This is a genomic window from Allobosea minatitlanensis (assembly GCF_964020775.1).
In genome coordinates this window covers 109458-122632 of record NZ_OZ224509.1, presented here as the reverse complement: position 1 = coordinate 122632, position 13175 = coordinate 109458, and the positions used below count along the sequence as shown (strand labels likewise).

Here is a 13175-nt window from a genome sequence, read left to right as displayed (position 1 = left end):
CGGCGGCACGGCCTCAGGCCACCCGCTCGCTGCGCTCCGGCGCACCGCCGCCGGCGATCGCCGCCGCCAGCGCGCCGAGACCCTGGGCGACGAAATCCGCTTCCGGGATCGGGGCAGGCCCGGCGGCGGGCGCCTGCCCGGCCGGGTCGGGCCAGATCAGCAGCCCGACCCGCGCCTGCGGCCATTGGCGCTTCAGCCGCCGCACCAGGAACCGGCCGCTGCGGATCGAGGCCGGATTGAGCAGGCAGACGGCGATCGTGGCGATGTCGGAATGGCGGTCCGCGGGGGTCGAGCCGACCATGCCGCGGGTCGTCGCGACGGCGCGGTGGCCCTCCACCGCGAGGAGCTGGGCCAGCATCGTCGCGCTGACGTCGTCGAGCGCGCTGCGGCCGCCGACGCAGAGCACGGCCCCGGCCCGCTTGTCCGGGCGGCTCCCCGCCGGCGCAGGCTCCCCCTCCTCCGCCGGCTCGATCTCATCCGCGAGGTTGTCGACCACTTTTCGCGCCGCCGCGGACACCGTCCTGAGCTGGTCCTCGGCCATCACCCCGCGCTGGCGGTCCCGGTCCGCCAGGACCAGCGCCGGAATCGCCACCTCGCCATAGATCTGCGGCAGGGTCCGCTCCTCCAGCAGCTCCTCGAGCTGGTCTGTGGCCTCGTTCGGATCGTTGGCGAGCAGCCGCTGGTAGAGCCGCATCTCGGGGTCGAGCACCGGCTCGTTGCCGAGCAGCACCTCGAAGAACTGGAATTGCGGGACATGCTTGCCGAGCACGACCAGGCAGACGGTCAGCGGCGTCGACATCACCAGCCCCACGGGCCCCCACAGCCAGGTCCAGAAGATCGCCGCCACGATGATGGCGAGCGGCGACAGCCCGGTGCGGGAGCCGTAGAGCCAGGGCTCGACGACATTGTTGATCACCAGCTCCATGACGAGGAAGAGCGCCCCGACCCAGAGCAGCAGGCTCCAGCCCGGCGAGACAGCGACGGCCAGGAAGAGCGGCAGGACCATCGAGACGGCCGGCCCGATATAGGGCACGAAGCGCATCACGATGGCGAGCGCGCCCCAGAGCGCCGCATTGGGGATGCCGATCCACCACAGCCCCAGCGCGACCGGCACGCCATAGGTCACGTTGACGACGAGCTGCATCAGCAGATACCGGCCGACGCGGCTGCCCGCCTCCTGCAGCGCCTCCGTCGTCCGGTGCAGGTCGCTGTAGCCGACGAGGCGGATGAAGCGGTCGCGCAGATCCTCGCGCTCCAGCAGCATGAAGATCACCACCACGATGACCAGGCCGGCCGTGGCGAGCGGGCCGACCAGCGGCGCGATCATGCTGGTCAGGATCTGGATCGGCTGCTCGGGCGAATAGATCTGCACCAGCATCGGGCCGTTGCCCTCGCCCTCGCGCTGTCCCGGGGCGGCATCGCCGGCACGGCCGATTTCGCGCCCGACCCGCTCGACTGCCTCGGTGATCTGCGCGACGAGGCCGTGGCCGGCGCCGGCATCCTTGAGGCTGCGGACCTTCTCCAGGATGTTGGCCTGATAGGTCGGCAACTGCCCGGAGAGCTCGCTCAACTGGCTGACCACGAGGAAGCTGAAGGCGGCGATCCCGATGAAGGCCGCTGTGACCACCGCCAGCACGGCCGGGGTGCGCGGGACGCCGACGCGGCGGATCAGCGAAACCAGCGGCGCCAGCGCGAAGGTCAGCAGAACCGCGATCGCGAGCGGAATGAAGACCTCCCGCGCGACGAAGAGCACGGCGACGACGCCGAGCAGGGCAACGATCTGCGGCCAGTTCGCCGGAAGCCCGGCATGGACGCCCGCGCCGCCCTCAAGCTTCGGCCGCCCGGCGGCATCGGCCTCCATCGCCTGGTCCGGTTTCATGGTCTCTCCCTTTTCGCGCCAAGCTTAACGCGCCCGGGCGCCGTTTGATCCGAAGCCGGCCGCGACGCCTGGCGAAACCTCCGGCGGGGCATGCGGCAGCCCGGCTCCCCTCGGCGGACGGGATGGTCTATGGCCGTCGCGTCAGTCGTTCAGGATCGCTTCCATGACCCAGCGCGCGCGCGATTTCGGCCTCATCTGCGGCGTCATGCGGCCGGGCCCGCTCAACGCCATCACCGATGTCGCCGGCGTGACGCTCGGCCACCGGACCCTGAGGAAGGGCGGCCTTCTCACCGGCTTCACGGCGCTCCTGCCGCATGAGGGCAACCTCTTCCGCCAGAAGGTCCGGGCCGCGGTCGACGTCATCAACGGCTTCGGCAAGAGCGCGGGGCTGATGCAGCTCGCGGAGCTCGGCCAGATCGAGACGCCGCTGCTGCTCGGCAACACGCTTGCCGTCGGCACCGGCTTCGACGCGCTGGTGACGCGCGCGCTCGCCGCCAATCCCGACATCGGGCGCGAGACCGGCACCGTCAACCCGGTCGTTCTCGAATGCAATGACGGCTATCTCTCCGACATCCGCGCCCGCGCGCTGACGCAGGAACACGCCTTCGCCGCGCTCGACGCCGCGGCGCCCGGCCCGGTCGCGGAAGGCGCGGTCGGCGCCGGCGCCGGCATGAGCGCCTTCGGCTTCAAGGGCGGCATCGGCACCGCCTCGCGCCGATTCGATCTCGACGGCGCGGCCTACACGCTCGGCGTGCTGGCGCTCGCCAATTTCGGCAATGCCGGCGACCTCGTCCTGCCCGACGGCCGGCGGCCCGTCCCGCCGGAAAGCCGGCCGCAGGGCGAGCGCGGCTCGGTCATCCTCGTCGTCGCGACCGACGTGCCGCTGGAATCGCGCCAGCTCCACCGCATCGCCCGGCGCGGCGGCGCCGGCCTCGCCCGGCTCGGCGCCTTCTGGGGCAATGGCAGCGGCGACATCGCCGTCGCCTTCTCCACCGCCGATCCGATCGCGCACGACCAGCCGGCCGACCTCGTCCCGCTGCGGGCGCTCAACGAGAACCGGATCGACACGCTCTTCCGCGCGGCCGCCGAGGCGACGCAGGAAGCCGTGCTCAACGCCATGATCGCCGCCCCCGCCACGACCGGGCGGGACGGCCATCACCGCCCCTCCCTCGGCGATTGGCTGCGCGCGAACCCGGCTTGAGGCGAGGCGGCCCGCTCAGGCCCACTCGCCCTTGCGGAACACCGGCACGCGGCGCCCGTCGGCGTGGACGCCGTCGATATCGACCTCGCCCGAGCCGATCATCCAGTCGATATGGATCAGGCTCTTGTTGCCGCCCTGCGCCGCGATCTGCTCCGGCGTGAGATTGGCGCCGTCGACGAAGCATTTCGAATAGCACTGCCCGAGCGCGACATGGCAGGAGGCGTTCTCGTCGAAGAGCGTGTTGTAGAACAGGATGCCGCTCTTCGAGATCGGCGAGGAGTTCGGCACCAGCGCCACTTCGCCGAGCCGGCGCGCGCCCTCGTCGGTGTCGAGCACCTTGCTCAGCACCGCCTCGCCGCGCGAGGCCTTGGCCTCGACGATCCGGCCGCCCTCGAAGCGCACGCGGATGTCGTCGATCAGCGCGCCCTGATGGGAGAGCGGCTTGGTGCTCGAGGCATGACCCTCGACCCGGCGCGCATGCGGCGTGGTGAAGACCTCCTCGGTCGGAATATTCGGATTGCAGACGATGCCGTTCTTGGCCGGCGAGGCGCCGCCCTGCCAGTCATGCCCGTCCGCCAGCCCGACCGTGAGATCGGTGCCCGGCCCGGTGAAATGCAGCGCCGCGAAGCGCTGGCCGTTCAGCCAGTCGCGCCGGCTGCGCAAGGCGGCGTTATGGGCCTTCCAGGCCGCGACCGGATCGGCCTCGTCGATGCGGGAGGCGGCGAAGATCGCCTCGGCCAGCTTGCGCACCGCGACATCCTCGCCATCGTCCGGGAAGACCTGGCGGGCCCAGGCCGCGCTCGGGAACGCGACGATGTTCCAATTGATGTCGAAGCCGGCGATCTTTTCCAGCGCCGGCTGATAGGCGAGCGAATTCGCCTTGGCGGCGCGGCCGACCTTGGCCGGATCCTCATTGGCGAGCAGCATCGGGTTGTCGCCGACGATGGCGAGCCGGGCGGTATTCTCCGTGAAGGCCCTGGCGACGCCCTGATAGAGCCAGCCCGGCGCCTTGTCGAAGCTGGCATCCTGCGCGTGGCGATAGCGCGCCAGGGTCACCCCCTCGTCGGAGAGCAGCGGCGTGACGATGCCGGCCCCGGCCTTGTAGGCGTGCTCGGCAATGCGCCGGACCAGCGGCAGCGCCGCGACCGGCGCCGTCAGGAACAGGTCCTGCCCCGGCTGGAGATTGAGGCCGACGCGGATGGCGACCTCGGCCAGCTTGTCGAGCCTGGTGGAGTCGATGGCTTCGGGGTGTTGATGAAGGGTCATGGCGGTCAACCTGTCGGATTCGCGATTGCCGCCATTGCTCGCCCAAATCGCGGCCGGGTCAACCGCCGCGGCGGCGGCACCGCCTCGCGATGGCGTCACGACGCCGCGGCGCCGGCCAGCCGCAGGCCGAGATCGAGCTTGCTCGCCCGCAGCAGATGGCTGCGCATCAGCGCCGAGGCGACCTCATTCTCCCCCGCCTCCAGATGGTCGAGCATGGCGATATGCTCGGTGCAGTTCACCTGCACGCGCTCGAAGCCCAGGCCCCAATCATAGTTCGACAGGCGCCGGAGCTGGTTCTGCCGCCGCACCGCCGAATGGAAGAAGCGGTTCTGCGTGGCGGCGGCCAGGCCCTCATGGAAGGCGGCGTTCATTTCGTAGAAGGCGATGCTCGAGGAATCGCGCCAGGGCCGCTCCAGCGCCTCGACATGCCGCGCCCGCATCTCCGCGATCCAGCCGGGCTCCAGCCGGAAGCCCGGCTCGAGCAGCCCGAGCGGCTCGATCACCAGGCGGAAGCGGTAGCTTTCGTCGCGCAGCCGCCGGTCGCGCGGCGCGTGCAGGAAGCGCCAGCCATAGCCGGGCTTGCGCTCGACCATGTCGAGACCGGCGAGCCGGGCGAGCAGCTTCTGCGCCTCCGGCCGGCCGAGGCCGTAGCGCCGCATCACCTCCTGCTCCGAGACCTCGTCCGGCAGGAGCCCATTCTCCCGCTCATGCGCGAGGCGGACCATGGCGAGCTCGATCTCTTCCGGCGGCAGGGCGGTGTCGGCCGCCACCGGCAGGCTCAGGATCTCGATGCCCTTGTTGAGGTGGCGCCGCACGACCCCCTGCGCGGCCAGATGGTCGAGCGCGGCGCGAACCGGCGTGCGCGAGACGCCGAGGCGGCGCGCCGTGGCGTTCTCGTTGAGCCAGGCCCCCGGCGCGAGTGCATCCTCGCGGACGAGGTGCAGGATGCGTTCCGCGATCTCTTGCTGGAGCCGTGTCGGCGCTGTCATCGGAGGGCCTTGATTGTTTTAGCTGACGATGAAATACAATAAACCATGACCGTTCGCCAGCGTTCCTGGCCAACATACCGGAAAGGCCCCCGTCATGGTCCAGCCCTGCCCTTTCGTCGACGTCTCCGGCACGCCCTATGAGCGCGGCCGCCAGCACGGGGCGGCCGTGCCGCAGCGGGTCAGGCGCTCGATCGAGCTCTATGGCGGCCAGCTCGGCGAGCTCGGCTACGACGCTGCGGCCAAATCCGCGCTGATCGGCGAGTTCGCCCGCGAGATCGAGGCCTTCGGCGCCCATTACATCGAGGAGATGCGCGGCATCGCCGACGGCGCCGGCGTCGCGCTCGAAGACATCATCATGATCAATGCCCGCACCGAGGTCATCGCCAAGGCGCGGCTGGTGAAGAACCGGCCCGTCGAGGCCACGGACGAGCATGACGACGGCTGCACCGGCGCCATCATCCTGCCCGAGCGCAGCGCCAGCGGCGAACTGATCCACGGCCAGAACTGGGACTGGCGCGCCGAATGCGCCGAGACCGCCATCGTGCTGCGCGTGCGCCGCGACGACGGCCCGGATTTCCTGACCTTCGTCGAGGCCGGCGGCCTCGCCCGCTGCGGCATGAACGCGGCCGGCATCGCGATCACCGCCAACTATCTCGAATCCGAGCGCGACTTCACCCGGACCGGGGTGCCGCTCGCCCTGATCCGCCGCAAGGTGCTGGAGCAGGAGCATCTCGCCTTCGCCATCAAGGCCGTCGCGACGACGCCCAAGGCCTGCTCGAACAACATGATGCTCTCGACGGTGAAGGGGTTCGGCATCGACTTCGAATGCGCCCCGGACGAGGCCTTCCCACTCTATCCGCAGGACGGGATGATCGTCCACGCCAACCACTGGGTCGGCCAGATCGCGCTGACCAAGATCAGGGACACCGGCACCCCGCGCGTGCCGGAGAGCTTCTACCGCGACTGGCGGGTGAAGAAGCTGCTCGACGAGGCCGGCCGCAAGCTGACCGTCGACGATCTCAAGCAGGCCTTCTTCGACGATTTCCTCTCGCCCTATTCGGTCTGCCGCCCGGCCCGCCCGAACGAGGCCGGCAATCTCTCCGCCACCGTCGCCATGGTGATCATGCAGCCGGCGAAGGGCATCATGGAGGTGGCTCCCCTGCCGGCGCAGAACCGCGTCTTCACCCGCTACAGCCTGACCGAGGATCCCGTCCTGCTCGCCGAAGCGGCCGAATAGGCCGGGCGCGCCGCATTTTCGAGCGAAGCGACCTCCGCTCCGCATGAAAAAATGCCCAGCAAAGCCACCGCGTCACAACCGAAAAACAACAGGGGAACATGATGCGTCGAACCACCGTAACCGCCCTCGCCGCCGCGCTCCTGTGCGGCGGCCTCGGCCAAGCCGCCGCGGCGAGCACGCTCAGGATCCAGTTGCGCGCCGACATCCGCTCGATCAATCCCGGCGTCAACCGCGACGCCAATACCGACGGGGTCGTGCTGCAGATGGTCGAGGGCCTCGTTGCCTATGGCGAGGACGCCCTGCCGAAGCCGCTGCTGGCCGAGAAGATCGCGATCTCGCCGGACGGAAAAACCTACAGCTTCACCCTGCGCCAGGGCGTGAAGTTCCATAACGGCGCGCCGCTCACCGCGGCCGACGTGCTGTGGAGCTGGAACCGCTACATGGACCCGAAGACCGACTGGCGCTGCCTCTCGGAATTCGACGGCCGTGGCCTGGTCAAGGTCGAGAAGGTCTCGGCGCCCGACGACAGGACGGTCGTCTTCGCGTTGGACAAGCCGAGCGCGCTCTTCCTCTCCTCGCTCGCCCGCACCGACTGCGCCATGACCGGCATCCTGCACCGGGATTCGGTCAAGGCCGACGGCTCTTTCGACAAGCCGATCGGCACCGGCCCGTTCAAGTTCGCCGAATGGAAGCGCGGCGAATACATCCGGCTGGAGCGCTTTGCCGACTACGCCTCCCTGCCCGGCAAGATCGACGGGCTGACCGGAGCCAAGAGGCCGCTGGTCGACGAGGTGCGCTTCCTGGTCATTCCCGACAACGCCACGGCCAAGGCGGCGCTGCTGCGCGGCGACATCGATATCGTCCCCGACATCGCCAACACCGACATCGCGGAGCTGAAGAAGAACGACAAGGTCGGGACCTCGGTCGTCACCAGCATGGGGCTGGTCGGGCTGATCATCCAGACCCGCGACCCGCTGCTCGGGAACGTCAAGCTGCGCCAGGCGATCGCCGCCGCGATCGACACCAGGGAGCTGGTCGCGACCATCACCGACGGCATCGGCACGCCGAACAATTCGATCGTGCCGGCGCTCTCCGCCTATCACGGCCCGGTCGAGAAGCAGGGCTGGACCTATGATCCCGCGGCCGCGAAGAAGCTGATCGCCGAAGCCGGCTACAAGGGCGAGAAGATCGTGATGCTCGCCAACAAGCGCTATCCCGAGAGCTTCGACGCCGCCGTCGTCGCCCAGCAGATGCTGCAGGCCGTCGGCCTCAATGTCGAGATCGAGGTGCTGGAATGGGCGACGCAGCTCGACCGCTACAGCAAGGGCAACTACACGATGCAGGCCTTCCCCTATTCCGGCCGCATGGACCCGGCGCTGAGCTATGAATCGATGACGGGGCCGAAGGACAAGCAGCCGCGCAAGCTCTGGGACAACCCGCAGGTCCAGGCCCTGCTCGACAAGTCGATGGTCGTCAACGACCGCGCCGAGCGCCAAAAGATCTTCGACGAGCTGCACCGGCGCTTCCTCGCCGAGGTTCCGATGGTGATGCTCTATAACGGCATCGTCGGCGGCGCGATGAGCGCCAAGACCAGGGGTTATATCTCGACGGTGATGTCGCTGCCGCGCGCCTGGGAAGTCTCGCTCGGCGAATAGCGGCCTCGCGGCCCGCCCGGCGGGCTGCCGCGCAACCGCATGCCCGCCCAGGGCATGCCCGACGACCAAACCATAGGGGAACGGGAATGATCCGCTTTTCGGCCGCCGCCCTCGCGCTCGCCCTGATCGCTGGCGGGGCGCAGGCGCAGACCGTGAATGTCGCGCTGAACGCCGACATCCGCAGCACCAATCCGGGCGTCAACCGCGACGACAACACCGATGCCGTCGTTCTGCACATGGTCGAGGGCCTCGTCGGCTACCGCGAGAACGGCGCCGTCGCGCCGCTGCTGGCCGAGGCCGTCGACATCTCGCCGGACGGGCTGACCTACAGCTTCCGCCTGCGCAAGGGCGTCAAGTTCCATAACGGCGCCGAAATGACCTCGGCCGACGTGCTGTGGAGCTGGAACCGCTACATGGACCCGAAGACCGACTGGCGCTGCAAGGCGGAGTTCGACGGCCGCCTCGGCCTCAAGGTCACGGAAGCCTCGGCCCCCGACGCCGCGACCTTCGTGATGAAGCTGGAGAAGCCGAGCGCGCTCTTCCTCGACACCATGGCCCGCACCGACTGCGCCATGGTCGCGGTCCTGCACCGGGATTCGGTCAAGCCCGACGGGAGCTGGGACAGGCCGATCGGCACCGGCCCGTTCCAGCTCGCCGACTGGCGCCGCGGCGAATATGTGCTGCTCAAGCGCTTCGACGGTTACGTCTCCCCGCCGGGCGACAAGCGCGACGGCTATGTCGGCTCCAAGCGCCCGCTGGTCCCGGAGGTCAAGTTCCTCGCCATCGCCGATGGCGCGACCGTCAAGGCCGGGCTGGTCTCCGGCGCCCTCGACGTCGCCGACATCCCGGACGAGGAAGTGGCGGAGATGAAGAAGAGCGGCCTGCGCGTCCTGACCGCGCCCAGCGCGACCAAGCACGCCATCCTGCTCCAGAGCCGCGATCCGCTGCTGTCCAACGTGAAGATGCGGCAGGCCATCGCCGCGGCGCTCGATCTCGACGAGATCGTCGGCTCCGCCTCGAACGGCCTCGGCCAGACCAACAATTCGGCCGTCTACGTCACCTCGCCCTTCTACGACGACGTCCAGAAGCAGCGCTACACGCACGACCCGGCGCGGACGAAGGCCCTGCTGGCGGAGGCCGGCTACAAGGGCGAGACGATCAGGCTGATCGCCAACAAGCGCTCGACCGTACCGAGCTATCCGGTCGCGATCATGGCGCAGGCGATGCTGCAGGCGGCCGGCATCAAGGCCGAGATCGAGATCCTGGAATGGGCGACGCAGCTCGACCGCTTCGCGAAGGGCAACTACCAGATGATGTCCTTCAGCTACTCGGCCCGGATCGACCCTGCCCAGAGCTACAACCAGTTCTCCGGCCCCAAGGACAAGCTGCCCTCCAAGGTCTGGGACAACCGCGAGGCCGACGCGCTGATCGAGAAGGCGACGCTGGTCGGCGACCCGGCCGAGCGCAAGGCGATCTTCGACCGCCTCCACAGGATGATGCTGGCCGATGTGCCGCTGATCTTCCTCTACAACCAGGTCGACACGGCCGTCGTCTCGAAGCGCCTGCAGGGCTTCGCGCCCTGGGTCGCGTCCAAGCCGCGCCTCTGGGAGGTCGGCATCGCTCCGTGACGAGGCCCCTGCCGGTCAGGCCGAGAGCTTCGGCGCCGCGGCCGGCTCGGCCGGGCGGGCCGCCGGCACGGCCCCCTTGGTGACATGCCTCGCCACCAGCGCCGCGAGCCCGGCGGCATCGCCGGCCCTGAGGGCCGCCATCATCGCGTGATGCTCGCGGTCGCTGGCCAACAGCGCCTCATGCGAGCTCCAGACCGTGATCTGCGAGCCGCGCCCGCGATCGCGCAGGGCCCAGATCGTCTCCTGCAGCACCGCATTCCCGCAGAAGGAATACATGAGCTGATGAAATGCGCGGTTGATCTCGCTCTGCTCGGTGCGGCTGCCGGTCAGCACCGCCGCCGAGAATTGCGCCGCCAGCGCGTCGAGCCGCGCGATTCCCGCGCCGTCGATGCGCGCCGCCGCGCTCTCCGCCGCCGCCGTCTCGAGCATGACCCGGATCGCCAGGATCTCGCCATAGGTCTTCAGGTCGATCTCGGCGACGCGATAGCCGCGATTGGGGACATGCTCGATCGTCTTGCGCACGGCGAGCTCGTCGAGCGCGCGGCGCACGTCGAAGCGCGTCGCCTGGAAGCGCTCCTCCAGGTCGATCTGGCGCAGCCATTCGCCGGGCCGGAACAGCCGCAGCCGGATCGCCTCGGCGATCTCGTTGGCGAGGTCGGCCCGCCGGGTGCTGGTGTTTCTGCGTTTCCGCTTCGGCGTCATGGAAGGCTCTCTAGCAGGATTCCGCCGCGCCACAGAAGCTGGTTGCAGGGCGAACCATCATGTGCAACATAATTGGCGCCAATATTTTTACCAGAGGAGAAGGCCCGTGAGCGCCGTCGCGAACCAGACCGGCAAGCCGGAAGACGAGGCGGCCGCGCGCGGCAGGGCGCTCTACGAATACGGCCCGACCTCGATCTACGCCTCGCGGCACGATCCGCGCTTCCCCTATTGCCTCTATGTGCCGCCGAATCTCGGCCAGACCGGCGAGAAGCCGGAGCTGATCGTCGCGATGCACGGCACCGGCCGCGGCTTCACCGGCTATCGCGACGCCTTCTCGGCCTTCGCGCGCTGGCACAACTGCGTCATCCTGGCGCCGCTCTTTCCGATCGGCGTGATGGGCGACGGCTATCGCGACGGCTTCAAATACATGCGCGAGGGCGATCTCCGCTACGATCACCTGCTGCTCGCCATCGTCGATGAAATCTCCGAGCGCTATCGTCTCTCCTTCGAGCGCTTCGGCCTGTTCGGCTATTCCGGCGGCGGCCATTTCGCCCATCGCTTCCTGCTGCTGCAGCCGCACAGGCTCTGGGGCGTCTCGATCGGCGCGCCGGGCTCGGTCACCCTGCTCGATCCGACCCGCGACTGGTGGGTCGGCACCCGCAACATCGGGGAGCTTTTCGGCCAGGAGCCCGACATTGCGGCGATGCGGCAGGTCGCGGTGCAGATGGTCGTCGGCGCCGCCGATCTCGAGACCTGGGAGATCACCCACAGGCCGGGCGGCCGCAACTGGATGCCGGATGCCAACCATGCCGGCCGGAACCGGCCCGAGCGGCTGGCGGCCCTGCGCGATTCCTTCACGCAGAACGGCATCTCCGTGCGCTTCGACCTCGTGCCCAACACGCCGCATGACGGGCTGAAGGTCGTGCCGACGGTCGAGGACTTCTTCGCCGCCGAGCTGGCGAAGCTGCGCGGCGCCCGCAAGGCCGCCTGACGGCGGCACGGAAAAGAATGTCGATCACGACAGCAACGACAACAGGGGAAAACCGATGAACCGTCTGCTCGTCTCCGCCCTCGCGCTCGGTCTCTCGGCCGGCGCGCTCCACGCGCAAACGCTGACCGCCGTGCTCAATGCCGACATCCGCTCGACCAATCCGGGCGTGAACCGCGACGGCAACACCGACGCCGTCATGATGCACATGGTCGAGGGCCTCGTCGGCTACGCCGAGGACGGCTCGGTCGGCCCGCTGCTCGCCGAAAAGGTGGAGATCTCGCCGGACGGCAGGACCTACACCTTCCATCTGCGCAAGGGCGTCAAGTTCCACAACGGCGCCGAAATGACCTCGGCCGACGTGCTGTGGAGCTGGAACCGCTATATGGACCCGAAGACCGACTGGCGCTGCCTCTCGGATTTCGACGGGCGCAACGGCCTCAAGGTCGTCTCGGCCAAGGCGCCCGACGCCGACAGCTTCGTCATGGAGATCGACAAGCCGAACGGGCTCTTCCTCGACTCGCTCGCCCGGGCCGATTGCGGCGGCACGGCGGTGCTCCACAAGGATTCGGTCAAGGCCGACGGGAGCTGGGACAAGCCGGTCGGCACCGGCCCCTTCATGCTCGGCGAATGGAAGCGCGGCCAGTCGGTCCAGCTCCTCGCCTTCGACCGGTACGTCTCCCCGAAGGGCGACAAGCGCGACGGCTATATCGGCTCGAAGCGCCCGCTGGTGAAGGAAGCCCGCTTCATGGTCATCCCCGACGCGGCGACGGTGAAGGCCGGCCTGCTCGCGGGCTCGCTCGACATGGCGCTGATGCCGGCATCGGACGTGCCCGACCTCAAGAACGCGCCGAATGTCGCGCTCGCCATCGCGCCGAACCCGGTCCGGCACAGCCTGATCATCCAGACGCGCGACCCGCTGATGAAGAACCAGGCCCTGCGCCAGGCGATCGCCGCGGCGATCGACTTCCCCGAGCTCGTCGCCAATGTCTCGAACGGCCTCGGCAAGCCCAACAACTCGCCGATCTACATGACCTCGAAATATTATGGCGAGGTCGAGAAGCAGGGCTTTACCTACGACCCGGCCAAGGCCAAGGCCTTGCTGCAGAAGGCCGGCTACAAGGGCGAGAAGATCACGATCCTCGCCAACAAGCGCTCCAGCGTGCCGAGCTTCAACACCGCCGTCATCGCCCAGGCGATGATGCAGGCGGTCGGCATCAATGCCGAGATCGAGGTGCTGGAATGGGCGACGCAGCTCGACCGCTACAACAAGGGCAACTATCAGATGCAGGCCTTCTCCTATTCGGCCCGCTTCGACCCCGCGCTCGGTTTCGAGCAGATCGCCGGCCCCAAGGACAAGCAGCCGCGCAAGATCTGGGAGGACCCCGAGGCCCTCGCCTTGATCGACAAGTCGATGGTGGCGACCGACCCGGCCGAGCGCCAGAAGATCTTCGACGACCTCAACAAGCGCTTCATCGAGCAGGTGCCGAGCATCTTCACCCATAACGATCTCGACATCATCGCCCACAACAAGCGCGTGACCGGCGTGACGCCCTGGGCCTCGCAGTTGCGCCTCTGGGAAGTGAGCGTCGCCAGGTAGGTCGGCAGTCCGGCTCCGCGCGGCGCGGGG

The 13175-nt window shown here is 68.8% G+C and carries 10 protein-coding genes; 6 read left to right on the top strand and 4 right to left on the bottom strand.

The features are described 5' to 3' along the window. Positions 1 to 13 precede the first annotated feature (13 nt). Positions 14 to 1879 (bottom strand): AI-2E family transporter, encoded by a 1866-nt coding sequence (locus ACWH43_RS00635; protein ID WP_158448155.1) that lies wholly within the window; start codon positions 1877 to 1879, stop codon positions 14 to 16. A gap of 163 nt (positions 1880 to 2042) precedes the next feature. On the opposite strand from ACWH43_RS00635, the gene ACWH43_RS00630 reads away from it, so the two are divergent. Beyond that, the gene (locus tag ACWH43_RS00630; protein ID WP_158447076.1) at positions 2043 to 3080 is read left to right on the top strand and encodes a DmpA family aminopeptidase; all 1038 of its coding nucleotides are present in this window, start codon (positions 2043 to 2045) and stop codon (positions 3078 to 3080) included. A gap of 15 nt (positions 3081 to 3095) precedes the next feature. Here ACWH43_RS00630 and ACWH43_RS00625 read toward each other — a convergent pair whose 3' ends face one another. Further along, positions 3096 to 4346 (bottom strand): aminopeptidase, encoded by a 1251-nt coding sequence (locus ACWH43_RS00625; protein WP_158448154.1) that lies wholly within the window; start codon positions 4344 to 4346, stop codon positions 3096 to 3098. Positions 4347 to 4441: 95 nt separating this feature from the next. After that, a complete protein-coding gene (locus ACWH43_RS00620; RefSeq protein WP_158446687.1) occupies positions 4442 to 5335 on the bottom strand; it encodes a GntR family transcriptional regulator in 894 nt (297 codons plus the stop codon). A gap of 94 nt (positions 5336 to 5429) precedes the next feature. Between ACWH43_RS00620 and ACWH43_RS00615 the strand changes: the two genes are divergently transcribed. The 3 genes from ACWH43_RS00615 to ACWH43_RS00605 all read left to right on the top strand — a co-directional run bounded on the left by ACWH43_RS00615 (position 5430) and on the right by ACWH43_RS00605 (position 9855). Beyond that, positions 5430 to 6572 carry a C45 family autoproteolytic acyltransferase/hydolase gene (locus ACWH43_RS00615; RefSeq protein WP_158446686.1) on the top strand — a complete coding sequence of 381 codons (1143 nt, stop codon included), beginning with the start codon at positions 5430 to 5432 and terminating at the stop codon, positions 6570 to 6572. 101 nt (positions 6573 to 6673) lie between these two features. After that, entirely contained in the window at positions 6674 to 8227 is a 1554-nt protein-coding gene (locus ACWH43_RS00610; RefSeq protein ID WP_158446685.1) for an ABC transporter substrate-binding protein, read from the top strand. Between the two features lie 86 nt (positions 8228 to 8313). Further along, positions 8314 to 9855, top strand: a complete 1542-nt coding sequence (locus ACWH43_RS00605; RefSeq protein ID WP_158446684.1) for an ABC transporter substrate-binding protein — start codon at positions 8314 to 8316, stop codon at positions 9853 to 9855. Positions 9856 to 9870: 15 nt separating this feature from the next. Here ACWH43_RS00605 and ACWH43_RS00600 read toward each other — a convergent pair whose 3' ends face one another. Beyond that, positions 9871 to 10557 carry a GntR family transcriptional regulator gene (locus tag ACWH43_RS00600; RefSeq protein WP_158446683.1) on the bottom strand — a complete coding sequence of 229 codons (687 nt, stop codon included), beginning with the start codon at positions 10555 to 10557 and terminating at the stop codon, positions 9871 to 9873. A gap of 106 nt (positions 10558 to 10663) precedes the next feature. Between ACWH43_RS00600 and ACWH43_RS00595 the strand changes: the two genes are divergently transcribed. Both ACWH43_RS00595 and ACWH43_RS00590 read left to right on the top strand, forming a co-directional pair. Continuing rightward, a complete protein-coding gene (locus tag ACWH43_RS00595) occupies positions 10664 to 11548 on the top strand; it encodes an alpha/beta hydrolase (RefSeq protein ID WP_158446682.1) in 885 nt (294 codons plus the stop codon). Between the two features lie 55 nt (positions 11549 to 11603). Beyond that, positions 11604 to 13145, top strand: coding sequence for an ABC transporter substrate-binding protein (locus ACWH43_RS00590; protein ID WP_260348241.1), 1542 nt, complete (start codon positions 11604 to 11606; stop codon positions 13143 to 13145). Positions 13146 to 13175 lie beyond the last annotated feature (30 nt).